The organism is Streptomyces sp. NPDC030995, from assembly GCF_055571215.1.
In genome coordinates this window covers 1-22,705 of sequence record NZ_JBVIFS010000057.1, presented here as the reverse complement: position 1 = coordinate 22,705, position 22,705 = coordinate 1, and the positions used below count along the sequence as shown (strand labels likewise).

General features: G+C 72.1%; 25 protein-coding genes. 14 read left to right on the top strand and 11 right to left on the bottom strand.

The window, feature by feature from the left end; all coding sequences use genetic code 11:
* The first annotated feature begins 287 nt into the window (after positions 1 to 287).
* A complete protein-coding gene (locus tag ACZ45T_RS37835; RefSeq protein ID WP_468448794.1) occupies positions 288 to 653 on the top strand; it encodes a hypothetical protein in 366 nt (121 codons plus the stop codon).
* Here ACZ45T_RS37835 and ACZ45T_RS37830 read toward each other — a convergent pair.
* Complete coding sequence (locus tag ACZ45T_RS37830) at positions 634 to 1,332, bottom strand: FadR/GntR family transcriptional regulator (RefSeq protein ID WP_468448788.1); 699 nt, start codon at positions 1,330 to 1,332, stop codon at positions 634 to 636. The genes ACZ45T_RS37835 and ACZ45T_RS37830 overlap by 20 nt on opposite strands.
* A 57-nt stretch (positions 1,333 to 1,389) precedes the next feature.
* Here ACZ45T_RS37830 and ACZ45T_RS37825 point away from each other — a divergent pair, with 57 nt between their 5' ends.
* The 4 genes from ACZ45T_RS37825 (at position 1,390) to ACZ45T_RS37810 (ending at position 4,084) form a co-directional block, all read left to right on the top strand.
* On the top strand, positions 1,390 to 2,760 hold the full coding sequence (locus ACZ45T_RS37825) for a CynX/NimT family MFS transporter (protein WP_468448786.1): 1,371 nt from the start codon (positions 1,390 to 1,392) through the stop codon (positions 2,758 to 2,760).
* Positions 2,761 to 2,765: 5 nt separating this feature from the next.
* A complete protein-coding gene (locus ACZ45T_RS37820; protein ID WP_281208317.1) occupies positions 2,766 to 2,885 on the top strand; it encodes an SGM_5486 family transporter-associated protein in 120 nt (39 codons plus the stop codon).
* 158 nt (positions 2,886 to 3,043) lie between these two features.
* The gene (locus ACZ45T_RS37815; RefSeq protein ID WP_468448783.1) at positions 3,044 to 3,265 is read left to right on the top strand and encodes a hypothetical protein; all 222 of its coding nucleotides are present in this window, start codon (positions 3,044 to 3,046) and stop codon (positions 3,263 to 3,265) included.
* 297 nt (positions 3,266 to 3,562) lie between these two features.
* Entirely contained in the window at positions 3,563 to 4,084 is a 522-nt protein-coding gene (locus tag ACZ45T_RS37810; RefSeq protein ID WP_468448781.1) for a SixA phosphatase family protein, read from the top strand.
* Between the two features lie 69 nt (positions 4,085 to 4,153).
* Here ACZ45T_RS37810 and serB read toward each other — a convergent pair whose 3' ends face one another.
* Both serB and ACZ45T_RS37800 read right to left on the bottom strand, forming a co-directional pair.
* Positions 4,154 to 5,353, bottom strand: a complete 1,200-nt coding sequence (serB, locus tag ACZ45T_RS37805) for a phosphoserine phosphatase SerB (protein ID WP_468448779.1) — start codon at positions 5,351 to 5,353, stop codon at positions 4,154 to 4,156.
* Between the two features lie 248 nt (positions 5,354 to 5,601).
* Complete coding sequence (locus ACZ45T_RS37800; protein ID WP_468448777.1) at positions 5,602 to 7,239, bottom strand: streptophobe family protein; 1,638 nt, start codon at positions 7,237 to 7,239, stop codon at positions 5,602 to 5,604.
* Between the two features lie 232 nt (positions 7,240 to 7,471).
* On the opposite strand from ACZ45T_RS37800, the gene ACZ45T_RS37795 reads away from it, so the two are divergent.
* The gene (locus ACZ45T_RS37795; protein ID WP_468448775.1) at positions 7,472 to 10,009 is read left to right on the top strand and encodes an ABC transporter ATP-binding protein/permease; all 2,538 of its coding nucleotides are present in this window, start codon (positions 7,472 to 7,474) and stop codon (positions 10,007 to 10,009) included.
* 101 nt (positions 10,010 to 10,110) lie between these two features.
* Here ACZ45T_RS37795 and ACZ45T_RS37790 read toward each other — a convergent pair whose 3' ends face one another.
* The 3 genes from ACZ45T_RS37790 to ACZ45T_RS37780 form a co-directional block, all read right to left on the bottom strand.
* Entirely contained in the window at positions 10,111 to 10,767 is a 657-nt protein-coding gene (locus tag ACZ45T_RS37790) for a transglycosylase SLT domain-containing protein (protein WP_468448773.1), read from the bottom strand.
* A gap of 308 nt (positions 10,768 to 11,075) precedes the next feature.
* Complete coding sequence (locus ACZ45T_RS37785) at positions 11,076 to 12,173, bottom strand: S-adenosylmethionine:tRNA ribosyltransferase-isomerase (protein ID WP_468448771.1); 1,098 nt, start codon at positions 12,171 to 12,173, stop codon at positions 11,076 to 11,078.
* On the bottom strand, positions 12,170 to 12,892 hold the full coding sequence (locus ACZ45T_RS37780; RefSeq protein ID WP_468448769.1) for an SDR family NAD(P)-dependent oxidoreductase: 723 nt from the start codon (positions 12,890 to 12,892) through the stop codon (positions 12,170 to 12,172). The genes ACZ45T_RS37785 and ACZ45T_RS37780 overlap by 4 nt, the downstream gene beginning before the upstream one ends.
* 158 nt (positions 12,893 to 13,050) lie before the next feature.
* On the opposite strand from ACZ45T_RS37780, the gene ACZ45T_RS37775 reads away from it, so the two are divergent.
* The 3 genes from ACZ45T_RS37775 to ACZ45T_RS37765 all read left to right on the top strand — a co-directional run bounded on the left by ACZ45T_RS37775 (position 13,051) and on the right by ACZ45T_RS37765 (position 15,235).
* On the top strand, positions 13,051 to 14,199 hold the full coding sequence (locus ACZ45T_RS37775; RefSeq protein ID WP_468448767.1) for a GAF domain-containing sensor histidine kinase: 1,149 nt from the start codon (positions 13,051 to 13,053) through the stop codon (positions 14,197 to 14,199).
* Entirely contained in the window at positions 14,192 to 14,851 is a 660-nt protein-coding gene (locus ACZ45T_RS37770; protein WP_468448765.1) for a response regulator, read from the top strand. Before ACZ45T_RS37775 ends, ACZ45T_RS37770 begins: the two co-directional genes overlap by 8 nt.
* 138 nt (positions 14,852 to 14,989) lie before the next feature.
* Positions 14,990 to 15,235, top strand: a complete 246-nt coding sequence (locus ACZ45T_RS37765) for a chaplin (RefSeq protein WP_468448792.1) — start codon at positions 14,990 to 14,992, stop codon at positions 15,233 to 15,235.
* 153 nt (positions 15,236 to 15,388) lie between these two features.
* Here ACZ45T_RS37765 and ACZ45T_RS37760 read toward each other — a convergent pair whose 3' ends face one another.
* The gene (locus ACZ45T_RS37760) at positions 15,389 to 16,174 is read right to left on the bottom strand and encodes a hypothetical protein (RefSeq protein ID WP_468448763.1); all 786 of its coding nucleotides are present in this window, start codon (positions 16,172 to 16,174) and stop codon (positions 15,389 to 15,391) included.
* A 134-nt stretch (positions 16,175 to 16,308) separates the two neighbouring features.
* Between ACZ45T_RS37760 and ACZ45T_RS37755 the strand changes: the two genes are divergently transcribed.
* From ACZ45T_RS37755 to ACZ45T_RS37740, 4 genes are all read left to right on the top strand, one after another.
* Complete coding sequence (locus ACZ45T_RS37755) at positions 16,309 to 17,109, top strand: ABC transporter ATP-binding protein (RefSeq protein ID WP_468448761.1); 801 nt, start codon at positions 16,309 to 16,311, stop codon at positions 17,107 to 17,109.
* Positions 17,110 to 17,175: 66 nt separating this feature from the next.
* A complete protein-coding gene (locus ACZ45T_RS37750; protein ID WP_468448759.1) occupies positions 17,176 to 17,604 on the top strand; it encodes an NfeD family protein in 429 nt (142 codons plus the stop codon).
* An 84-nt stretch (positions 17,605 to 17,688) separates the two neighbouring features.
* Complete coding sequence (locus tag ACZ45T_RS37745) at positions 17,689 to 18,678, top strand: SPFH domain-containing protein (protein ID WP_468448757.1); 990 nt, start codon at positions 17,689 to 17,691, stop codon at positions 18,676 to 18,678.
* Positions 18,679 to 18,766: 88 nt separating this feature from the next.
* Entirely contained in the window at positions 18,767 to 19,537 is a 771-nt protein-coding gene (locus ACZ45T_RS37740) for a sulfite exporter TauE/SafE family protein (RefSeq protein ID WP_468448755.1), read from the top strand.
* 36 nt (positions 19,538 to 19,573) lie between these two features.
* Here the strand turns inward: ACZ45T_RS37740 and ACZ45T_RS37735 are convergent, their stop codons facing one another.
* From ACZ45T_RS37735 to ACZ45T_RS37725, 3 genes are all read right to left on the bottom strand, one after another.
* Entirely contained in the window at positions 19,574 to 20,077 is a 504-nt protein-coding gene (locus tag ACZ45T_RS37735; protein ID WP_468448753.1) for an HNH endonuclease, read from the bottom strand.
* 149 nt (positions 20,078 to 20,226) lie between these two features.
* Positions 20,227 to 20,745 carry a YbhB/YbcL family Raf kinase inhibitor-like protein gene (locus tag ACZ45T_RS37730; protein ID WP_468448790.1) on the bottom strand — a complete coding sequence of 173 codons (519 nt, stop codon included), beginning with the start codon at positions 20,743 to 20,745 and terminating at the stop codon, positions 20,227 to 20,229.
* A 63-nt stretch (positions 20,746 to 20,808) separates the two neighbouring features.
* Positions 20,809 to 21,591: a sporulation protein gene (locus tag ACZ45T_RS37725; RefSeq protein ID WP_468448751.1), complete on the bottom strand. Its 783-nt coding sequence runs from the start codon at positions 21,589 to 21,591 to the stop codon at positions 20,809 to 20,811.
* 112 nt (positions 21,592 to 21,703) lie between these two features.
* Here ACZ45T_RS37725 and ACZ45T_RS37720 point away from each other — a divergent pair, with 112 nt between their 5' ends.
* Positions 21,704 to 22,345, top strand: coding sequence for a DNA-3-methyladenine glycosylase (locus ACZ45T_RS37720; protein WP_468448749.1), 642 nt, complete (start codon positions 21,704 to 21,706; stop codon positions 22,343 to 22,345).
* Positions 22,346 to 22,516: 171 nt separating this feature from the next.
* Here the strand turns inward: ACZ45T_RS37720 and ACZ45T_RS37715 are convergent.
* On the bottom strand, positions 22,517 to 22,705 hold a 189-nt coding region (locus ACZ45T_RS37715; protein WP_468448747.1), incomplete at its 5' end, for a hypothetical protein.

Here is a 22,705-nt window from a genome sequence, read left to right as displayed (position 1 = left end):
GCGCCCTCCCCGCCCCCCCCCCCCCCCCCCCCCCCCCCCCCCCCCCCCCCCCCCCCCCCCCCCCCCCCCCCCCCCCCCCCCCCCCCCCCCGCCGCCGTTCGCACGTGTTCGATCGGATGTTCACCGGCTGCTCGGAACTTCCCGAGTCGAAAACCGGGGCAGATGCCTGCAAACTGGCCAGGTCGGGATCTTCCCGGCTCCTGCGGGGAGGAGGTACGGGAGTGGGCGCGAGGCCGAGCGGAGCGGTATCGCTGCTGATCACCTCTGTGATCCTGACCGGCCTCCTGATGCCCGGAGCGGCCGCGCAGTCCGCGGGGGAGGAGCCCGCATCCGGACCCGAGGCGGTGGCCCCGGCCGTCGTGGAGCTCGCCGAGATCCCCGCCGAGCCCCCCGCGCCACCCGCACGGACCGCCTCCCGGGAGCTCTTCGGGGCCGACTGCGACACCGAGATCCAGGGCTCGCAGGTGACGTCGTCCTGCCACAACGCCTACCCCGAGACCGACCTGGTCCGGCTGCACGTCGAATGCGACCGCTGGTGGGACGTGGACGGCGACGGCGCCGCCGTGGCCGTCGGCCCGGCCGGCCGGGCCGAGCTCACCGGCCGCTGCTGGAAGGAAGTCCGCTCGGCGTGGGTCAGCCACCAGCGGCCGTGAGGTCCTCCGGGTTCCTGCCGCGGCACGCGAACGGATAGCCCGCCGCCTCCGAGGCGGCCGTGTCCCCGTCGCCCCGCCGGATCGCCTCGATCAGACGCGCGTGGTCCAGATGGTCCGCGGGACGCAGGTCGGTGCCCACGTCCGTCCGCAGCCAGTCGGCCAGCAGGTCGCCGAGGTCCGCGTACAGCTCGATCAGCACGTCGTTGTGCGAGGCCGTCACCACGGCCATGTGCAGGCTCACGTCCGCCGCCACGAAGAGCTCCGCGTCCCCGCTCGCCCAGGCCTCCTCGCGCCGCGCCAGCAGCGCGTCCAGCTGTACGAGGTCCCGATCGGTCCGCCGCTCCGCCGCCAGCCGGGCCGCCGAGGACTCCAGCGTCGAACGCAGCTCGGCGATGTGCCGCGGGTCGGCCGCGGCGAAGCGGCGGTGCATCACGCCGGCCAGCTCGCTGGTGGCGATGACGTACGTACCCGAGCCCTGCCGGATGTCGAGGAGGCCGTTGTGCGCGAGCGCCCGTACGGCCTCGCGCACGGTGTTGCGGGCCACGCCGAGCAGCTCGACGAGCTCCGGCTCGGTGGGGATGCGGGCGCCGACCGGCCACTCGCCGGAGGTGATCTGGTTCCGCAGCTGGGCGATCACCTGGTCGACGAGCGCCGAACGTCGTGGCGAGGTCAGCGGCATGGGTTCCTCTCAAGAGCGACTGGACAACCAATCATCCCATGATTCTATGATGGCTGAATGTCCGACGATGAAATACAGACGCTCGACCGGCCCGCCGGGGGTCACCGGCCCGCGCGGCAGGCCACCGGCGAGGCCGAGGCACGGGCCGAGGCGCGCGCCCGGGCAGCGGCAGCCCGCGCCGCGGCCGCCGCCGTCACCCCGCAGGCAACGGCGCAGCCCACCTGGCTCGGACCGGTGCTCATCGTCGGAATCGTGCTCGCCGCCCTCAACCTGCGGCCCGCCATCACCAGCCTCGGCGCCCTCTTCGAAGAGACCCGCACCGGTCTGGGCATGAGCGGCACCGTCGCCGGACTGATCACCTCCGTCCCCGCCCTGTGCTTCGCCGTCTTCGGTGTCACCGCGCCCCGGCTCTCCCGCCGCTTCGGCCCGGCCGCCGTCGTCTGCGCCGGCATGGCCGCCGTCGCCACCGGACTGCTGATCCGGCCCTTCGCGACCGGCGCCGCGGGCTTCCTCGCCGCCAGCGCCCTCTCCCTGGCCGGCATCGCCCTCACCAACGTCCTGCTCCCGGTGATCGTCAAGCGCCACTTCCCGGACCGGGTCGGCACCATGACCGGCCTGTACTCCATGGCCCTCGCCACCGGCACCTCGCTCGCCGCCGCCGCGACCGTCCCGCTGACCCAAGCCCTCGGCGGCAGCTGGCGCGCCGGCCTGCTCATGTGGGCCGCGCTCGCGGTGGTCGCCGTACTGCCCTGGCTGCCCATCGCCCGCGCCTCGCGCCGGGAGCAGCGCGCGGCGGCGGCCTCCGCCTTCGCCGGGACCGTACGCGCCGACGCGGGCCCGCGGGTCGTCCGCAGCCGCACCGCCTGGGCCCTGGCCTGCTACTTCGGCCTCCAGGCCACGGGCGCGTACATCACCATGGGCTGGCTCCCGCAGATCTTCCGCGACGCCGGGGTCTCCGCCTCCACCGCCGGAGTGCTCCTCGCCGTCACCATGGTCATGGGCGTCCCGCTCGCCTTCGTCATCCCGGGCCTCGCCGGCCGGATGAAGAACCAGGGCCCGATCGCCGTCACCCTCGGAGTCTTCGGCCTCACCGGCTACCTCGGGCTCTACCTCGCCCCCGCCGCCGGCGCCTGGGCCTGGGCGCTCCTGCTCGGCATCTCCAACTGCGCCTTCCCGCTCGTCATCACCCTGATCGGACTGCGCGCCAAGTCCCCGGCCGGCGTGGTCAAGCTCTCCGCCTTCGCCCAGAGCACCGGCTACCTCATCTCCATCCCCGGCCCCCTGGTCATCGGCACGCTCTACCAGCACAGCGGCGGCTGGGACCTGCCGCTCGCCCTGATGGCCGGGCTGCTCGTGCCGCAGATCGCGCTGGGCGTCCTGGCCGGCCGGGACCGCACGATCGAGGACGAATGCGTCATGCGAGACTGATCGGCATGTCGCCCGTACTTGAACCGAACCCGCAGAACGGCCGCAAGAAGCTCGGCCTCGTGCTCGGCGCGATGCTCGCCGTGACCGTGATCATCGCCGTCATCGCGACGATCGCCTCCCCGTGATCCCGGCCCCCCGGGTGCGGTGGTGGGGATAACCCCCCTCCCCCTAGGGGGTCAGGCTCAGGGAGAAGTGGGGTGTGCCCCGGATGGGAACCGCCCCTTCGGATCCATAGATTCGAAGGCAGCGAGCCAGTCCCGTCCACACCCCCACGGAGGCGGCCATGTCGGCCCCCACGCACACCCGGTCCCTCCCGCCCGGCCCCCGGGCACACGCCGTAGCGGGCGCGGGTGCCCGACTGCACTGGTGGGCGCTGGCCCTGCCCGTCCTCGCCTTCGGCTTCCTGCTGGTGCTCCTCGCGGGTTCCGGCGAGGCCCACGCCGCCACCGGCGAGGTCTCGTCCCTGGTCCAGGTAGCGGAACAAATCCTGCGCGCCGTCGGCTGATCCCACGCGCGCTCCACCCCCTAGGGGGTGTCTTGCCGGTCAGGCCGGGCTCGCGGCGTCTGCCACGCACTCCCCCAGAGCTTCGCCTGGGGGTACCCCCAGCCGCGTTGTCGTCACTCGCCGACGTCCCCCAGCTACCGCTGGGAGGTGCCCCCACCGCGTCGACTCCTTCCTCCGCCTTGCGATCGCACGCGTCAGACGCCGCTCCCTGATCCGGCCTGACCGACAAGACACCCCCTGGGGTGAGCCCCCCAACACCCTGCGCCCCGTGGCTCGTTTCATGCGAAGCTGGGAGCCATGAGCGCCGACACACCCCGCAGGATCGCCCTCCTCCGGCACGCCAAGGCCGACTGGCCCGAGGTGTCCGACCACGACCGTCCGCTGGCGGAACGAGGCCGCAAGGACGCGCCGGCCGTCGGTCTGAAGCTCGCCGAAACCGGCATCGTCTTCGACCTGGCCCTCTGCTCCACGGCCGCCCGCACCCGCGAGACCTGGAAGCTCGCCGTCCAGGAGATGCCGCACCGGCCGAAGACCCACTACGAGGAACGGCTCTACGACGCCTCGCTGGGCGAGCTCATCGCCCTGCTGAACGAGACCTCCGACGAGGTCTCCGACCTCCTCGTCATCGGCCACAACCCCGGCATGCACGCCCTCGCCGACGCCCTCTCGGGGCGCGCGGAGGGCGACACCCTGGCGCGCATGACCCGTACGGGATTCCCGACCGCGGCGCTCGCCGTCGTCTCCTTCTCCGGCTCGTGGAAGTCCCTGGAACACGGGGTGGGCACGCTGCTCGACTTCTGGACCCCCAAGGGGCACTGACCCGCCCGGTACGCGTGACCGGGCCCCGGCAGCCGCAGCGGCGGCCGGGGCCCGTACGTGTCCTACGGATCAGGCCAGGTCGGCGGCCTCGACCTCCTCGCGGGTGATCCCGAGCAGGTACAGCACCGCGTCCAGGAACGGCACGTTCACCGCCGTGTGCGCGGCCTCCCGGACCACCGGCTTGGCATTGAAGGCCACGCCCAGCCCGGCCGCGTTGAGCATGTCCAGGTCGTTGGCCCCGTCACCGACGGCCACCGTCTGGGCCAGCGGTACGCCGGCCTCCGCGGCGAAGCGGCGCAGCAGCCGGGCCTTGCCCGCCCGGTCCACGATCTCGCCGGTGACCCGGCCCGTCAGCTTCCCGTCGACGATCTCCAGGGTGTTGGCGGCGGCGAAGTCCAGCCCCAGCCGCTCCCGCAGGTCGTCCGTCACCTGGGTGAAGCCGCCGGAGACCACGCCCACCTGGTAGCCGAGCCGCTTGAGCGTGCGGATCAGCGTCCGGGCGCCCGGGGTCAGCTGCACCTCGGCGCGCACCTTGTCCACGACGGAGGCGTCCAGGCCCGCGAGCAGCGCGACGCGGGCGTGCAGCGACTGCTCGAAGTCCAGCTCGCCGCGCATGGCCCGCTCGGTGACCTCGGCGACCTCGGCCTCGCAGCCGGCGTGCGCGGCGAAGAGCTCGATGACCTCGTCCTGGATCAGGGTCGAGTCCACGTCCATGACGACCAGGCGCTGGGCCCGGCGGTGCAGCCCGGCCGAGACCACGGCCACGTCGACGCCGATGTGCGCGGCGGCGGTGGCCAGCTCGGTGCGCAGCGGCTCGGTCTCGACGCCGGAGACGGCGAACTCGACGGCCGTCACCGGATACTTGGCGAGCCGGAAGATACGGTCGATGTTGCCGCCGGTCGCGGTGATCCGGGAGGCGATGGCGGCGGTGGACTCGGCGGTGAGCGGGTGTCCGAGGACGGTGACGTGGGAGCGGCCGCTGCCGCGCGGCCGGTTGTCACCGGTACCGGAGAGGATCTCGGCCTGCATCTTGAGTGACTCGGCCCAGCTGTGGACGGTGGCCCGCAGGTCGCCCTCGAGCCCGCCGGGGGGCTCGGTGACGAGGGCGCACAGGACGATGCGGCCACGGGTGACGACCTGCTCGATGTCGACGACGTCGACGGAGTAGGCGGCGAGGGTGTCGAACAGCCCGGCGGTGATCCCGGGACGGTCCTTGCCGAAGATCTTGACGAGGAGGGTGGGGACGTCGGAGGTCTGCGATGCGCTCATGGTGTCCTCACCGTATCTTCCCAGCTCCCGCGACAGGACCCCCGTCCCACTCCCTGAACGCGATGCGCCGCCCTGCGCCGGGTCGGCCGACGCCCTGCGGGGCCGGTCCCCACCCCACCCTTTCCCGGCGTCCCGGATATGCGGCTCCGCCGCGTGGGGCTCCGCCCCGGGATACGGAGAAAGGGCGGGGCGGGGAGCAGCTCCGCGCAGCGGCCCAGGGGCGGCGCCAGCGGCACCGGCGGCGACGGTCACGGCGGCCCGGAGCGTTTCGGCGGCCCGGGCGGTTTCGGCGGTGGCGGTGCTCCCGGCGGGGGAGGCGGGGTGAAGGGCGGCCGCCGGGGCGGCTTCGCGGGCCGCGGTGGCCTCGGCGGGAGGCCCGTGACGGTCACGTCCCAGGACCCGTCCGGCTCCCCGCCCCATCCGGGGCCGGGCCCGCGCGGAGGCCCGCCGTAAGGTCCGGGCCCGCGCGGGCCGTAGGGGGAGCCGGGGTAAGTGGCCGTGGGCGCGTCGGGGCCCGCCCCGCCGGGGTCCCGGCGGGGGTCGGGCCAGGCCGGGGCTCCGTAGCCCCCCTGCGGCGGCCCCGCCGGGGCCCGGCGGCGGGTCAGCAGCGCGCCCGCCGCGCCGGCCGCCGCGCCCCAGGCCGCGCCCAGCGCGAGGGCGTGCGGGAGGGACCCCCGCAGCTCCACCCCGGCATCCACCGTGTCCACGCCCAGCACCGCCAGCGAGGCATCCGCCGAGAGCCCCGTCAGCCACACCAGCCCCGCCAGGGTCACCCCGGTGACGACCGACAGCCGCGCCGCGCACCCGAGGACCCCGCGCCCAGGCGTCCCGCGCCCAGGCGTCCCGCGCCCTGGAGTCCGTACGGCCGCCAGCACACCCGCGAGGAGCAGCAGCAGGGAAACCCCCGCGACCAGCAGCCAGACCCGTTCGTCGTACTCCGCGAGACGGGCCACCGTCACCGGCTCCCGCGCCCCGGCCCCCAGCAGCTCGTCCAGCGGATCGGGCAGCAGCCGGGCCGGCGCGCCCGTGGCCCGGCCGCGCAGCGGGACGAACAGACCCAGCAGCACCCCCAGCCAGCTGCCGTTCGGCGCCCCGAGCAGCGCGGCCCCCAGGACCCGCCCGCCCTGACCGGGCGCGGCCGCCTCGTCGCGCAGCGCCGCCCAGCCCGCCGCGGCCAGCCCGGCCGCCACCGCGACCAGCAGCACCGTCACCACCGCCGAGGCGGCCGGGCGGAACCGGGCGAGCGCCGCCGGCCCGCGCCGCGAGACCAGCAGGGACACCGCCAGCACCGCCAGCACCCACACCCCCGCGCCCAGCAGTGTCGGCCCGAGCTCCACCGAGAAGCCCACCTGCGTCCGCGTCTCGATCAGGTCCCCGATGCGGTCCGGGAGCAGCCCGCCGATGTCCCCGATCCCCGGGATCTCTACCTTCGGCGGGGTCTTCGGCGACGGCAGCGCCGTCCCGTCGAGGGTGACCACGTCGTGCCCTGCCCACGCCAGCCCGCCCGCCGTCGCGACGAACAGCGCGCCGAGCACCGCCACCCGGGCGACCGTCTCACCGGGGCCCGCCCCGGCGCGGAGCGAGCGCAGGAACAGGCACGCCAGGGTCAGCGCCCCGGCCAGCGCCACCCCCAAGGGCATGACGTCCAGGGAGGTTTCGGCGCCCGCGCCCGCGACCCCGAGGACCGCCACGTCACCCGAGGGGGTCACCGTGCCGCCGACCGCGAGGACCACCACGGCTGCGGTCATCGCCCCGAGCGAGCCTCCCGCGGCGTCCGCGCCGAGCAAGTGCAGCCCCAGCCCGGCCACTCCCGCCATCACGACCAGGGACCAGCCCACGGCGGCGACGGCGGTCAGGAGCACATCTCCCCAACGGATGCGGCGCATACGGTGAACCCCCGATGCCTACCGAGCGGTACGCGACGGGACCTCCGGGCGAGAAGTCCCGTATCTCACTCTCCGGGTGACTTTCGACCCCGTCAACGGGCAGTCGTAGACGCCCCTACGAGGCCCGGATTCCACATACGGCTGTGGGCCTGAAATAGTTCCCCCGGATGTTCGCCATCCCTAGACTCCCTGACGTCATGGGGGATTCTCGGGGGACTTAAGTGGGGCTGGAGTGCCGGAACTCGTACTGGAATTGAATGGAAGGACCTGGACGCTCGATCCGTCCAGGTCGTACTCGCTGGGGCGTGATCCCCAGGGAGACGTGGTGATCGACGATGCCCGGGTGTCGTGGCGGCACGCCACCATCGCCTGGAACGGCCAGGGTTGGGGCATCGAGGACCACGGCAGCACCAACGGCACCTACGTGCACGGGGCCCGGGTCCAGAAGACCGCACTCGTGCCCGGCACGCCGGTGCACCTGGGCAACGCGACCGACGGCCCGCGGCTGAATCTGAGCGCTGCCGCTGCCGCCGTGGCACCGCAGCCGGCCGTCGCGCAGCAGCAGGCCCCGGCTCAGGCGTACGCCCAGCCGCAGGCCCCGGCCTACCAGGCCCCGCAGCAGCAGGCCTGGGAACAGCAGCACGCACAGCAGCAGCCGCAGCACGCGCAGCAGCCGCAGGTGCACCTCCCGCACCAGCAGGGCGGCGCCGCCACCGCGCCCCGCCCGGCGCAGGGCGGGGCACCCGCCTACGGCGACCGCAGCCCGACGACGTTCCACCAGCTCTCGCTGGGCCACGTCATGCGGATCGGCCGTGCGCTGGAGAACGAGCTGGTGGTCTCCGACCTCCAGGTCTCCCGCCACCACGCCGAGTTCCGCTCGATGCCCGGCGGCCGCTTCGAGATCCACGACCTCGGCAGCCACAACGGCACCTACGTCAACGGTCAGCCGCTGCCCAAGTCCGGCACCGCGCTGCTCGGCCCGAACGACATCGTCGGCGTCGGCCACTCGACGTTCCGGATCGTCGGCGACCGCCTCGAGGAGTTCGTCGACACCGGCGAGGTCTCCTTCTCGGCCCGCCACCTCACGGTCACGGTCGAGGGCGGCAAGCAGATCCTCAAGGACGTCACCTTCGGCGTCCCGGAGAAGTCGCTGATCGGCGTCATCGGCCCCTCCGGCTCCGGCAAGTCGACGCTGCTCAAGGCGCTGACCGGCTACCGGCCCGCCGACCAGGGCGATGTCCTCTACGACAACCGCAACCTGTACAAGCAGTTCGCCGAGCTCCGCCAGCGCATCGGTCTGGTCCCGCAGGACGACATCCTGCACAAGGAGCTGACCGTACGGACGGCCCTGAAGTACGCGGCCAAGCTCCGCTTCCCCGGCGACACCGCCGAGTCCGAGCGCGCCGCACGCATCGACGAGGTGCTGCGCGAGCTCAAGCTCGACATCCACAAGGACAAGAAGATCACCGCGCTCTCGGGTGGTCAGCGCAAGCGCGTGTCCGTGGCCCTGGAGCTGCTCACCAAGCCCTCGCTGATCTTCCTGGACGAGCCGACCTCCGGCCTCGACCCGGGCATGGACCGCGATGTCATGCAGCTGCTGCGCGGCCTCGCCGACGACGGCCGCACGGTCCTCGTCGTCACCCACTCGGTCGCCGAGCTGGCCATCTGCGACAAGCTGCTGGTCATGGCCCCGGGCGGTTCGGTCGCGTACTTCGGCCCGCCGGACGAGGCGCTGAACTTCTTCGGCTACACCACGTGGGCGGACGTCTTCTCGGCCTTCGAGAACTACCGCGACTACGACTGGGCCGGCCGCTGGAAGGGCTCCCAGCACTACCAGCTGTACGCCGCCGACATCGACGCGGTCGCCCCGCAGTCGGTCGCCATGCCGCCGGTCCGGCAGATGCACCCGACCAAGCCGCAGGGCTGGGGCTCGCAGCTGTGGACGCTGATCCGCCGCTACGTCTCGGTGATCGCCTCGGACAAGGGCTTCCTGGCGCTGATGGTGCTCCTGCCCGCGGTCCTGGGCGTGGTCTCCACGGTGATCCCCGCGAAGTTCGGCCTCGCGCCGCCGGTCGCGCCGTCCCGCTTCAACGGCGACGCCGGCACGATCATGCTGATCCTCGCGGTCGGCATGTGCTTCTCCGGCGCCGCCAACTCGGTCCGTGAGCTGATCAAGGAACGCGTCATCTACGAGCGTGAGCGCGCGACCGGCCTGTACCGGTCCGCGTACCTCATGTCGAAGGTGATCGTCCTCGGCGTCATCACGGCCATCCAGGGCGTGATCATCTGCGCGATCGGCTTCTTCCCGCGCGACCTGCCCACCGAGGGCCTGATCATGCCGCCGGCCGTCGAGATCTGCGTGTCGGTCATCGCGCTCGGCTTCACCTCGATGATGTTCGGCCTGGTGATCTCCTCGCTGGTGAAGACCGCCGAGAAGACCATGCCGCTGCTGGTCATGTTCGCGATCGTCCAGGTCGTCTTCACCGGCATCCTCTTCCAGGTCTACGACTCCCCGGGCCTGGAGCAGTTCGCCTGGCTGATGCCGTCCCGCTGGGCCATCGCCGCCGCCGGCACCACGCTGAACCTCGGCAAGCTCATGCCGCCGTGGGACGCCGAGAACCCGACCAACACCGACCCGCTCTGGGACGCCACGGTCGGCCAGTGGAGCCTGAACATCACCATCCTGCTGCTCATCGGCATCGCCTGCGGCTTCGCGGTCCAGCGCCTGCTGCGCCGCCACGAGCCCGAGGTCATGCGGGCCGGCAAGTAACCCGGTCAGCGCTACCGCGTACGAAAACGCCTCAGGGCGGCACCCGGAGTTCCGGGTGCCGCCCTGAGGCGCATGGGGGGCTTGGGTGGCGTCAGCGAGGCCTAGTAGGCGCTGTTGACGTTGTCCATCGAGCCGTAGCGGTCGGCCGCGTAGTTGCAGGCGGCGACGATGTTCGCGACCGGGTCGTACTGGTCGAACTTGGTGCCCTTGACGTGGTACGTCTTGAAGGTCGGGAGGATGACCTGGAGCAGACCCTTGCTGGGGATGCCGTTCTGGGCGTTGATGTCCCAGTTGTTGATCGCCATCGGGTTGCCGCTGGACTCACGCATGATGTTGCGGTGGATACCGGCGTAGGTGCCCGGAATGCCTTCCTTCTTCATGATGAAGAGGGCTTCCTTGATCCAGCCGTCCAGGTTGTTCGCGAAGACCGGGGTGCGGGCGGCGGAACGGCTGGCGGCCGCCTTCTCCTCGCGGTCCTTCTTCGCGGCGGCCTCGGCCTTGGCCTTCGCCGCGTCCTTCGCCTGCTTGTCCGCGACGACCTGCTGCACGGTGAGGTGCTGCGCCACCGTCTTCGCCTGCATGCCGTCGACGACCTGGGTCCAGGCGACGGGGGCGGCGACGAGCGTCTCGGCCTCGGCGGCGTCGGCCGGGACGAGGGAGAAGGCGAGCGCGGCGGCGCTGAACGTGGCGACGCCGGCAATGGACAGCTTGTGTGCCTTCGTCAGACGACTGTGACCGGGAGTGCTGGAAGCAGACATGGCGGGGCAACCTCTTCGAATAGCGGGGGCCGCAGGAAAGCGCCGCGAGGATCTGGGATCAGCGGCGCTGTGCGACGGGAGCAATTCTTAGCGGTGGCAAAAACTTGTGGCAAAGGTGTGACGTACGATCCTGCTTAGTGGATCACGCGCGGGCGCCGAGGCCCGATTTCCGGCCTCGGCGCTACGCACGCCCGTGCTGACAGGGCCCTTATCCGTCCACTAGGCAGCTTCGTAAGTGATGTGGGTCCTATGCCCGGGCTCACATCGAGCACGTAACAGTCTCACCGTGCGTTGCTGTCGCAATGCAATCAGTGACCGATCTCATCCTTGAGTAGCAGATGGACGTCCCCGAACTCGTGCCACAGGCAGAGCCGGGCCCTCGCCTCCGCGTACCCGAGCCGTACGGCGGCCCGCCCCGCGACCGCCTCCAGCATCAGCAGGTGGGACGCCGCGGGCTCGTGCAGCCCGGTCAGCAGCCCGTCCACCACCCGCACCCCGCGCCGCGGCGTCACCAACAGATCCGTCCACCCGCCGGCCGCGCGGACCAGCCCGTCCGGCCCCGCGGCCGACTCCAGGGCCCGTACCGCGGTGGTCCCCACCGCGATCACCCTCCCGCCGGCGGCCCGCGCGGCGTTCACCAGCCCCGCCGTCGTCGCGGGCACCTCGTACCGCTCCGGGTACGGCGGCTCGTGCGCCTCCTGCGAGGCCACGCCGGTGTGCAGGGTCAGCGGCGCGAACTGCACCCCCCGGCTCACCAGCCGCGCCACCAGCTCCGCGGTGAAGGGCCGGCCGGCGCTCGGCATCTCGGCCGAGCCCGACCCGTCGGCGGCCGGCACCGCGAACACCGTCTGGTAGGCCGGCAGCGGCTGGTCCCGCTCCGTGTACGCGTACCGGATCGGCCGCCCGTACGCCCGCAGCAGCGCCGGGACCTCGTACGGGGCGGTGGCGGGCCGCGCCCACCACAGCCGGTCCGCCCCCGGGGCCAGGGGCTCCTCCAGGACGAGGCGGTGCCCGTCCGGCAGCTCCACAACCGCCCCGGCCGGCCCCCCTGGCCGCGGCCGGGTCGTCCCCCGGCCCGCCGGATCCCGCAGTTCCACCGCCGAGCGGCCCCCGTCACCCCTGGTGGAGAAGTGGACCACCACCTCCGCGCCGCCCAGCCGGGCGTCCACCGCGGCCGCCAGCGTGGCCGAGGTGTTCACCACCAGGACGTCCCCGGCCCGCAGCAGCTCCGGCAGCTCCCGGAAGGCGTGCAAGGACACCTCCGCACTGCCCCGCGAGACCAGCAGCCGTACGGAGTCCCGCCCCAGCCCCGGCCCCCGCTGCTCGGCGGGCAACCGGGCCACCAGCTCCGGCGGAATGTCCGGTATATACAGTCCCTCTTCTTGCAGGGCCGACCGCCCGCTCACCGCCCGGCCCCCGCGCCGGCGCCCGCCCGCGCCGCCAGCCCCTGCGCGGTGTACCGCCCGCTCGGCAGGGCCTCCCGCACCAGCCGCAGCAGTACGGGCGCCACCTCCCGCGGCGTCGGCAGCCCCGCCAGGTCCTCGCCCGGCTCGGCCGCCGCCATCATCCGCGTCCGCATCGACCCGGGGTCCGCCCACCACACGCGCAGCCCCGGCTCCTCCACCGCCAGCACGCCCCACATCAGATCCCCGGCCGCCTTGGTGGCCCCGTACGCACCCCACGTGGCGTACGGAACCACCGCGGCGTCCGAGCTGATGTTCAGCACCGCCCCGGCCGCCGAGGCCCGCAGCAGCGCCAGCCCCTCCTGGATCAGCCCCAGCGGCCCCACCACATTGACCTCGAACGCCTCCCGGAGCCCGTCCAGCGCATGCACCGCCAGCGGCACCAGGGGCTCCGCCCCCAGCACCCCCGCGTTGTTCACCAGCAGGTCCAGCCCGCCCAGCTCCCGCGCCGCCGCCACCAGCGCCGCCCGGTGCGCCTCCGAGGACACGTCCCCGGCCACCGCCACGACCCTGGCGCCCAGCTCCGCCGCCTCGGCGGCAGCCTCCTCCAGCGCCGCCGCACCCCGCGCACTCAGCACGAGGTCCCACCCGTCGGCCGCCAGCTCCCCGGCCAGCGCCCGGCCCAGCCCACGCGAAGCCCCCGTCACCATCGCCACCGACATGACCGCACCCCGTCCCTTCCGTCCCGATCAGCAGATGCCCCCAACCTAGGAACGGGCCGCCCGCCGCCGCGTCGGCCGAGAGCCCCACCCGTACCGGTCCGATGGACCTACGCCCACGGCCCGATCCCGATGATCACCGCCCCCGGTACGGTGACCCCATGCACAAGGGACCGGAACGCACCGGCCTGGCCGCCGTGAGCACCGCGCTGCTCGCCATGAGCCGCCGCCTGGAGGTCCGCGACGTCCTGCGGACGATCGTCGTGTCGGCCCGCGAGCTCCTGGACGCCGAGTACGGGGCCCTGGGCGTCCCGGACGACCACGGCGGCTTCGCCCAGTTCGTCGTGGACGGCATCAGCGCCGAGCAGTGGCGGGCCATCGGCCCGCTGCCCCGCCAGCACGGCATCCTCGCCGCGATGCTCCACCACGGCGGCCCCGAGCGACTGGCCGACGTACGCGAGGACCCGCGCTTCGAGGGCTGGCCGTCCGCCCACCCCGAGATGTCCGACTTCCTCGGCATGCCGATCCGGGACGGCGAGGAGACCCTCGGCGCCCTCTTCCTCGCGAACAAGCGGAGCGCCCCCGACGGCAGGCCCGGCTTCACCGACGAGGACCAGGAACTCCTCTCCCTCCTCGCCCAGCACGCGGCGATCGCCCTCACCAACGCCCGGCTCTACGAGCGCAGCCGCGAGCTCACCATCGCCGAGGAGCGCTCCCGCCTCGCCCACGAGCTGCACGACGCCGTCAGCCAGAAGCTCTTCTCGCTCCGCCTCACCGCCCAGGCCGCCGCCGCCCTCGTCGACCGCGACCCGGCCCGCGCCAAGGACGAGCTCCAGCAGGTGGCCGCCCTGGCGGCGGAGGCCGCCGACGAACTGCGCGCCGCCGTGACCGAGCTCCGCCCGGCCGCCCTGGACGACGACGGCCTGGTCGCCACCCTGCGCACGCACGTCCACGTACTGGACCGCGCCCACACCGCGCACGTCACCTTCACCTGTGACGGCGTACGGGCCCTCCCCGCGGCCCAGGAGGAGGCGGTCCTGCGCGTGGCCCAGGAGGCCCTGCACAACGCGCTGCGCCACTCGGGCGGCGACAGCGTCGACGTCACCCTCGCCCGGACGCCCGCGGGGGGCGCGGTCCTCAAGGTCGTCGACTCGGGCAAGGGCTTCGACCCCAAGGCCGTCCGCCGGGCGGGCCGCCACCTGGGCCTGGTCTCCATGCGGGACCGCGCGGGCGGTGTCGGCGGCCGCCTCACCGTGCACTCGGAGCCCGGTCAGGGCACCACGATCGAGATGGAGGTCCCCGGTGGCTGACGGCACCGGCCGAAGCGGCAGGATCGGCGTACTGCTGGTCGACGACCACCAGGTCGTCCGGCGGGGCCTGCGCACCTTCCTGGAGGTCCAGGAGGACATCGAGGTGGTCGGCGAGGCGTCCGACGGCGAGGAGGGCATCGCCCGGGCCGAGGAACTGCGGCCCGACGTGATCCTCATGGACATCAAGATGCCGGGCACCGACGGCATCGAGGCCCTGCGCAAGCTGCGCGAGCTGGCCAACCCGGCTCGGGTGCTGATCGTCACCAGCTTCACGGAGCAGCGGACCGTGGTCCCGGCCCTGCGGGCGGGAGCCGCGGGATACGTCTACAAGGACATCGACCCCGAGGCCCTGGCCGGAGCCATCCGCTCCGTCCACGCCGGCCACGTCCTCCTCCAGCCGGAGGTGGCGGTGGCCCTGCTCTCCCAGGACGACCAGGGCCCCTCCGCGGGCCGGCCGGGGTCGCTGACCGACCGCGAACGCGAGGTCCTGGGCCTGATCGCGGACGGCCGCTCCAACCGGGAGATCGCCCGCGCCCTGGTGCTGTCCGAGAAGACGGTCAAGACGCACGTCTCGAACATCCTGATGAAGCTGGACCTCTCCGACCGGACTCAGGCCGCATTGTGGGCGGTCAGGCACGGATTGGCGGAGTAATCGGACCGAGTCCGTCCGGTCTGAGATTCATACGGTCGGGTGTATGTAGCCCACATGGCGTAACCCGATCGCCGGGTGACCGTTCTCCATGGCGTGCCGCGACGGCTGGTCGCGGCAGACGTACTGGAGGACGAGAACGTGAAGAACTTCAAGAAGGCCGCAGCCGTCACCATGATCGCGGGCAGCCTCGTCGCCGCCGGCGCCGGTGTCTCCTCGGCGCACGGCGGTGCGTCGGCGGAGGGCGAGGCCCTGAACTCGCCCGGCGTGGCCTCCGGGAACCAGCTCCAGGTCCCCGTCCACATCCCCGTGAACGTGGTGGGCAACACGGTCAACGTGATCGGCCTGCTCAACCCGGCCTTCGCCAACACGGGCGTGAACGCCTAACCCCGGCCCGAGCCGACGGCCCCGCTTCCCCCCTCTCCCCGGGAAGCGGGGCCGCATGTTCAGCCTCGCCGGCGTTTGAGGCGCGGGGTCTGGGGCGGAGCCCCAGGGGCCCGGGGCGCAGCCCGGCTCGGCACCACGCAGCCGACCCGCGGGCTAGCGCCCCCGCTCGCCCGCCTCAACGGCAGAGTTGTACGCCGCGACGAGCGCCCGCCGGGCCACCCGCTCCACCGGCCGCAAGGCCTCCGCCCGCGCCGCCATCTCGGACGAGGACACCGCACCCCCGTGCCCGTTCTCGTACGCCAGCGACACCATCAGATCCACCCGCTGCGCCAGCGCCAGCACCCGCACCGCCCGCGCCGGATACCCCGGAGCCAAGGCGTCCCGCCCCGCCTCCGCCCGCGCCCGGTACGCCGACAGCGCCGCCTCCGCCACCGGCCCGGACCCCGCCACGTCCAGCCGCGTCAGTGCGACCGTCGCCTCGCGCAGCGCCTCCGCCAGCTCCCGCTCCGCCTCGCTCAGCGACGGCACGTCCGCCGGCGGGGCCTCCCGTACCGGCAGGCAGTGCCAGGTCACCGACACGTGCACGTCACCCTCGGGCCCCACCTCGTCGACCTCCGGTACGAGGCCCAGCGCGGCCCCCACACACACCACGGCCTCCTCGGCCTCCAGCGCCCGCGCGTTGAATTCCGGCGGTCCGCTCAGCCCCAGCGGATGCCCCGGCGCCGGCAGCGCCACCCGCAGCCCGGACACCCCCAGCGTCCGCAGCCGCCCCAGCGCCAGCGTGAGCCCCACCGGCCCCGCCTCACCCGGCAGCCCCTCCACCCGGTGCACGGCGTCCTCGCCCACGATCGACAACACGGCCTCGTCGGGCGAGACCAGACCGGCCAGCAGAGCGTTCCCCCAGGCGGCCAAGCGCCCTGAACGTGGTTCGAAAAGCATCCCCCTACTTTACGGATCGGCCCCCGCACCGGGCCCCGGCCCCGGACCCCTCTCCGAGTGGCGTAGGTTTTCCTCCTGGGGCTGCGTCTACCGGCGCACAGAGAACCGTGACTGCAAGGGGTGACAACACGCTCATGAGCGATGTTCTGGAGCTGGTGGACGTATCCGTGGTCCGCGAGGGCCGGGCTCTGGTGGACCAGGTCTCCTGGTCGGTGAAGGAGGGGGAGCGCTGGGTGATCCTCGGCCCCAACGGCGCCGGCAAGACCACTCTGCTGAACCTCGCCTCCAGCTACCTCTTCCCCACCAAGGGCAGCGCCACCATCCTCGGCGGCACCCTCGGCAAGCCCGGCACCGACGTGTTCGAGCTGCGCCCCCGCATCGGCGTCGCCGGCATCGCGATGGCCGACAAGCTGCCGAAGCGGCAGAGCGTCCTGCAGACCGTCCTCACCGCCGCCTACGGCATGACGGCGACCTGGCAGGAGGAGTACGAGGAGATCGACGAGCAGCGGGCCCGCGCCTTCCTCGACCGCCTCGGCATGACCGAGTACCTCGACCGGAAGTTCGGCACCCTCTCCGAGGGCGAGCGCAAGCGCACCCTGATCGCCCGTGCCCTGATGACGGACCCCGAGCTCCTGCTGCTCGACGAGCCCGCCGCCGGCCTGGACCTCGGAGGCCGCGAGGACCTCGTACGCCGTCTCGGCCGACTGGCTCGCGACCCGCTCGCCCCCTCCATGGTCATGGTCACGCACCACGTCGAGGAGATCGCCCCCGGCTTCACCCACGTCCTGATGATCCGCCAGGGCAAGGTCGTCACCGCGGGCCCGATCGACCTCGAACTGACCTCCCGCAACCTCTCGCTCTGCTTCGGCCTCCCGCTGGTCGTCGAGCGCAACGGGAACGACCGCTGGAGCGCCCAGGGCCTTCCGCTCGGTTAGGCCGCCGTCCGGGTACGGCTGCCCGCACCCTGTCCCGACCGCGCCCACCCGACCTACCATGACCATGTGGACATCGACGCATGGGTGTGGTGGCTCATCGGCGCGGTCGGACTGGGCATCCCCCTGGTCCTCACCGCGATGCCGGAGTTCGGCATGTTCGCCGTGGGCGCGGTGGCGGCCGCCGTCACGGCGGCCCTCGGCGGGGGGGTGGTGGCCCAAGTCCTGGTCTTCGTGGTCGTGTCGGTCGCACTGATCGCCGTCGTACGGCCGATCGCCAACCGGCACCGCAGCCAACGGCCCCAACACCGCAGCGGCATCGACGCGTTGAGGGGCAGAAGCGCAGTCGTCCTCGAACGCGTCGACGGCCGCGGCGGCCGCATCAAGCTCGCCGGCGAGGTCTGGTCCGCGCGCACCCTCGACGCGGACACCAGCTTCGAGCCCGGCCAGTCCGTCGACGTCGTGGAGATCGACGGGGCGACCGCCGTCGTCATGTGACAAGCAGCCTGCTCGCGGCCCCCGGGTCTGCGAGACTCCGTTCAACGGGGCAGCACAGACAGCCGGAAGGGCACGGGGAACCGCATGCAACCGATCATCATCGTCCTGATCATTCTGGTGGTTCTGGTCTTCATCGCACTGGTCAAGACGATCCAGGTGATCCCGCAGGCCAGCGCCGCCATCGTCGAGCGGTTCGGCCGCTACACCCGCACCCTCAACGCGGGCCTCAACATCGTCGTCCCGTTCATCGACTCCATCCGCAACCGGATCGACCTCCGCGAACAGGTCGTCCCCTTCCCGCCGCAGCCGGTCATCACCCAGGACAACCTGGTCGTCAACATCGACACCGTCATCTACTACCAGGTGACCGACGCGCGCGCCGCGACCTACGAAGTGGCCAGCTACATCCAGGCCATCGAGCAGCTCACCGTCACCACCCTCCGCAACATCATCGGCGGCATGGACCTGGAGCGGACGCTGACCTCCCGCGAGGAGATCAATGCGGCGCTCCGCGGAGTCCTCGACGAGGCCACCGGCAAGTGGGGCATCCGCGTCAACCGCGTCGAGCTCAAGGCCATCGAGCCGCCGACCTCCATCCAGGACTCGATGGAGAAGCAGATGCGCGCCGACCGCGACAAGCGCGCCGCGATCCTCCAGGCCGAGGGCGTCCGCCAGTCCGAGATCCTGCGCGCCGAGGGTGAGAAGCAGTCCTCCATCCTGCGCGCCGAGGGTGACGCCAAGGCCGCCGCCCTGCGCGCCGAGGGTGAAGCCCAGGCCATCCGTACGGTGTTCGAGTCCATCCACGCCGGTGACGCCGACCAGAAGCTCCTCGCCTACCAGTACCTCCAGATGCTCCCGAAGATCGCCGAGGGCGATGCCAACAAGCTCTGGATCGTGCCCAGCGAGATCGGCGACGCGCTCAAGGGACTCTCCGGGGCCATGGGCAACTTCGGCCCCATGGGCGGCGGTTCGGGCTTCAACCCGCAGAACTCCGGCAAGGACGGCGGAAACAACGGCAACGCGGCGGCCGACAAGGCCGCCGCCGAGCGCCGCGAGCAGCCCCCCATCGACTAACGGCCGTCCCCTCCTGCATGATCGGTACGGCCCCTCGACCTTCACGGCGGGGAGGCGACCCACTCATGCAAAGGGGATGGCACGGTCCATGTCCATCTGGGAATCACTCGCGGTCCTCGTCGCAGGCATAGGCGCGGGCACGATCAACACCATCGTCGGCTCCGGCACCCTCATCACCTTCCCGGTGCTGCTGGCCACCGGCCTGCCGCCGGTGACCGCCAACGTGTCCAACACCCTCGGCCTGGTGCCCGGTTCCATCAGCGGAGCCATCGGCTACCGCAAGGAGCTCCAGGGCCAGCGCGCCCGCGTCCTGCGGCTCGGCGCCGTGTCCCTCGTCGGCGGACTCGCGGGCGCGATCCTGCTCCTCACCCTGCCGTCGGACTCCTTCGACACGATCGTGCCCATCCTGATCGGGCTCGCCCTCGTGCTCGTCATCCTCCAGCCCCGCCTCGCCGCCGCCCTGCGCCGGCGCCAGGAAGCCGCTGGAGGCGATACGGGCCACCCCGACGGCGGCCCCACCCTGCTCGGCGGCGTCCTGTTCTCCAGCGCGTACGGAGGCTACTTCGGCGCCGCCCAGGGCGTGCTCTACCTCGGCCTGATGGGCTTGCTGCTCCGCGAGGACATCCAACGGATCAACGCCGTCAAGAACGTCATCGCCGCCCTGGTGAACGGCGTCGCGGCCGTCCTCTTCCTCTTCGTCGCCGAATTCGACTGGACGGCCGTCCTGCTCATCGCCGTCGGCTCCACCATCGGCGGCCAGATCGGCGCCAAGGTCGGCCGGAAGCTCCCGCCGGCCGCCCTGCGCGCGGTCATCGTGACGGTCGGAATCCTCGCGATCGTCCAGCTGCTGATCCGCTGAGCGACGTAAGTGAGCTACGTCGCCCAGCGCGGCCGACTAGGCGGAGCGCTCCAGCCACTCCGGCAGGGCATCGCGCCCGGCCACCCCCAGAGCGAGCAGCATGGCGTCCGCGGGAGACGGCACGAAGGGCTTCTTGAGCAGCGGCATCCCGGCCTCCTCGGGAGTCCGGGCCGCCTTGCGGTGGTTGTCCTCGGCGCAGGAGGCCACCGTGTTCAGCCAGGTGTCCCCACCCCCCTGGGCCCGCGGCAGCACGTGGTCCACGGTCGTCGCGCGTTTCCCGCAGTACGCGCACCGGTGCTGGTCCCGGACCAGCACCCCCCTCCGCGACCAGGGAGCATGTCTTCGGAAGGGCACCCGGACGTACCGGCAGAGCCTGATCACCCGGGGCATCGGAAGCTCCATGGTGGCCGCGCGCACACGCAGCTCGGGATGCGACTGTTCGACGACGGCCTTGTCCTGGAGCACCAGGACCACCGCCCGGTTCAAGGTCACCGTCGACAGCGGCTCGAAGCTCGCATTCAGCACCAGCGTGTCCCGCATCTCGCCCACCTCCCGTGTGCAGGCCCGCGACCACACTGGCGGCAGGGCCCGCGACCACTCTGGCCGCGCGCGCCACGCGGGACAACGCAATAAAAATGCCCGGTCCTGGCCTTCTTTAGACCAGGACCGGGCAAACGCTCGGAGAACGATCAGCGGGCGGGCGACTCGTACTCACCGATGAGCTGGGCGCGCCCGAGCGTGTGGAACCGCAGATTGAACCCGACGACGGCCGGCGACACGTCGCCGCCCGGGCCGAGCTTCTCCTGGTCCACCGCGTACACGGTGAAGACGTACCGGTGCCGTTCCCCGGCCGGCGGAGCCGCCCCGCCGAAGTCCTTGGTCCCGTAGTCGTTCCGCACGTGCACCGCCCCGGCGGGCAGCCCCTCGAACTTTCCGCTGCCCGCACCGGCCGGCAGCTCGGTGACCGAGACCGGCAGATCGAAGAGCACCCAGTGCCAGAACCCGCTGCCCGTCGGCGCGTCCGGGTCGAAGCACGTCACGGCGAAGCTCTTCGTCCCCTCCGGGAACCCCTCCCACCGCAACTGCGGCGAGACGTTCCCACCCGAGAGCACCTGGGCGTCACCCAGATCGGCGCCCGGCGAGAGATCCTCACTGGTCACGCTGAAGGAGTGCACCTCGGGGTGGAAGTCGTGCGGAAGCGGCGCCATGCTCTGCTGTGTCACTGCTGCCCTCCTGGTCGCTGGCGAATACCGGTCCGAGCCTAGGACCGGCTAGAACCAGTTGCGCTGCGAACCGACGGACGCGATCCACTGGTTCAGGTACGCCGCCCAGTCGGTGCCCTGGTAGGACTGGAGCCCCACCTGGAAGCAGCGGTAGGTGTCACTGCCCTCGGAGAACAGCCCCGGCTTCTTGTCCATCTCCAGGACGACGTCCATCTCCCGGCCGTCCGAGACGAAGGTCAGCTCGACCTGGTTCAGCCCCCGGTACTGCGACGGCGGCAGGAACTCGATCTCCTGGTAGAAGGGCAGCGTCTGCCGCGTCCCACGAATGTGCCCGCGCTCCATGTCCGCACTGCGGAAGGTGAAGCCGAGCTGCCGGAAGGCGTCGAGGATCGCCTGCTGAGCCGGCACCGGGTGCACGTTGATCGCGTCGAGGTCGCCCGCGTCCACCGCACGAGCGATCTCCAGCTCGGTGCTGACCCCGATGTTCATCCCGTGGAGGTGCTGGCCACCGAAGTGGGTGATCGGCGTCTCCCAGGGGATCTCCAGCCCGAAGGGCACCACGTGCAGCGCGCCGGCCTGCACCTGGAAGGCACCGCCGAGGCGCTGCTTGGTGAAGACCACGTCCTGCTTGTACTCCTGGTCACCGCCCTCGACCTCGACCCGCGCCTGCAGACCGACGGACAGCCCCTCGATCTGCTGCTCGACGGATCCGCCCTGGATCCGGACCTCGCCCTGGACGATCCCGCCCGGCACGACGTTCGGCTCGGTGATGACGGTGTCCACCGAAGCACCACCGGCACCCAGGCTCGCGAACAGCTTCTTGAAGCCCATGCTCAAAACTCCCCTTGAACGATCTGGCGACTACCGCTTGCAAAAAAACGCTGTCAAACGCGGAACCTTAGGCCCCGGTTGCCGGTGTACGCGTTCCACTACGCTCGACCGGATGAGCGCGCGCCCCGACCGTACGCCCCTGCCCCGGTCCTTCTTCGACCGCCCGGTCCTCACCGTGGCCCCGGACCTCCTCGGCCGCACCCTGGTCCGCCGCACCCCCGACGGCCCCCTCGAACTGCGCATCACGGAGGTCGAGGCGTACGAGGGCGAGTCCGACCCGGGCTCGCACGCCTACCGCGGCCGCACGGCGCGCAACGCATCGATGTTCGGTCCCCCCGGACACGCGTACGTCTACTTCATCTACGGCATGTGGTTCAGCCTCAACCTGGTGTGCGGCCCACCGGGCCACGCGAGCGGGGTCCTGCTGCGCGCGGGCGAGGTCACCGTGGGTGCCGACCTGGCCGCCAAACGTCGACTTTCCGCCAGAAGCCCGAGAGAACTGGCCAAAGGCCCGGCCCGCCTGGCCACGGCCCTGGCCGTGGACCGCTCCCTCGACGGCGCCGACCTCTGCGGGGACCCCGATTCCCCCCTGTCCCTCCTCACGGGCACCCCCACCACACCCGACCTGGTGAGCAGCGGCCCGCGCACCGGAGTGAGCGGAGCCGGCGCCACCCACCCGTACCGCTTCTGGATCGCGAACGACCCGACGGTGAGCCCGTACCGCGCCCACGCGCCACGCCGCCGCTCAACTTGACTCGGCCTTGCCGGACGCCTAACGTAGCCCGAGCCGCTTGAACGGGGCACTGCCATCAGCAGACCCCCGGAGCGGCCAACCCACTACCTACGACTTACCCCTGGCGGGGTCCTATTCGGCATGCCCGAATTCCCGGCCGGTGGCTCGATTATGAGCCGCAAGGGAAAAGCGCTAATGTGGTGGAGCGCCGAAAGGCAAAGACCCCCAACGGTCACCGAATTCAAATCCGAGTCTGGAAACAGCGCGGAAATGATCTGGTAGAGTTGGAAACGCAAGAACAGAACGAAAGCCCGGAGGAAAGCCCGAGAGGGTGAGTACAAAGGAAGCGTCCGTTCCTTGAGAACTCAACAGCGTGCCAAA

Excerpts from the sequence above, each read along its gene's own strand:
- ACZ45T_RS37835 (WP_468448794.1), top strand. The coding sequence starts at position 288 with ATGCCCGGAGCGGCCGCGCAGTCCGCGGGGGAGGAGCCCGCATCCGGA.
- ACZ45T_RS37830 (WP_468448788.1), bottom strand. The coding sequence starts at position 1,332 with ATGCCGCTGACCTCGCCACGACGTTCGGCGCTCGTCGACCAGGTGATC.
- ACZ45T_RS37825 (WP_468448786.1), top strand. The coding sequence starts at position 1,390 with ATGTCCGACGATGAAATACAGACGCTCGACCGGCCCGCCGGGGGTCAC.
- ACZ45T_RS37820 (WP_281208317.1), top strand. The coding sequence starts at position 2,766 with ATGTCGCCCGTACTTGAACCGAACCCGCAGAACGGCCGCAAGAAGCTC.
- ACZ45T_RS37815 (WP_468448783.1), top strand. The coding sequence starts at position 3,044 with ATGTCGGCCCCCACGCACACCCGGTCCCTCCCGCCCGGCCCCCGGGCA.
- ACZ45T_RS37810 (WP_468448781.1), top strand. The coding sequence starts at position 3,563 with ATGAGCGCCGACACACCCCGCAGGATCGCCCTCCTCCGGCACGCCAAG.
- serB (WP_468448779.1), bottom strand. The coding sequence starts at position 5,353 with ATGAGCGCATCGCAGACCTCCGACGTCCCCACCCTCCTCGTCAAGATC.
- ACZ45T_RS37800 (WP_468448777.1), bottom strand. The coding sequence starts at position 7,239 with ATGCGCCGCATCCGTTGGGGAGATGTGCTCCTGACCGCCGTCGCCGCC.
- ACZ45T_RS37790 (WP_468448773.1), bottom strand. The coding sequence starts at position 10,767 with ATGTCTGCTTCCAGCACTCCCGGTCACAGTCGTCTGACGAAGGCACAC.
- ACZ45T_RS37780 (WP_468448769.1), bottom strand. The coding sequence starts at position 12,892 with ATGTCGGTGGCGATGGTGACGGGGGCTTCGCGTGGGCTGGGCCGGGCG.
- ACZ45T_RS37775 (WP_468448767.1), top strand. The coding sequence starts at position 13,051 with ATGCACAAGGGACCGGAACGCACCGGCCTGGCCGCCGTGAGCACCGCG.
- ACZ45T_RS37760 (WP_468448763.1), bottom strand. The coding sequence starts at position 16,174 with ATGCTTTTCGAACCACGTTCAGGGCGCTTGGCCGCCTGGGGGAACGCT.
- ACZ45T_RS37755 (WP_468448761.1), top strand. The coding sequence starts at position 16,309 with ATGAGCGATGTTCTGGAGCTGGTGGACGTATCCGTGGTCCGCGAGGGC.
- ACZ45T_RS37745 (WP_468448757.1), top strand. The coding sequence starts at position 17,689 with ATGCAACCGATCATCATCGTCCTGATCATTCTGGTGGTTCTGGTCTTC.
- ACZ45T_RS37740 (WP_468448755.1), top strand. The coding sequence starts at position 18,767 with ATGTCCATCTGGGAATCACTCGCGGTCCTCGTCGCAGGCATAGGCGCG.
- ACZ45T_RS37735 (WP_468448753.1), bottom strand. The coding sequence starts at position 20,077 with ATGCGGGACACGCTGGTGCTGAATGCGAGCTTCGAGCCGCTGTCGACG.
- ACZ45T_RS37730 (WP_468448790.1), bottom strand. The coding sequence starts at position 20,745 with ATGGCGCCGCTTCCGCACGACTTCCACCCCGAGGTGCACTCCTTCAGC.
- ACZ45T_RS37725 (WP_468448751.1), bottom strand. The coding sequence starts at position 21,591 with ATGGGCTTCAAGAAGCTGTTCGCGAGCCTGGGTGCCGGTGGTGCTTCG.
- ACZ45T_RS37720 (WP_468448749.1), top strand. The coding sequence starts at position 21,704 with ATGAGCGCGCGCCCCGACCGTACGCCCCTGCCCCGGTCCTTCTTCGAC.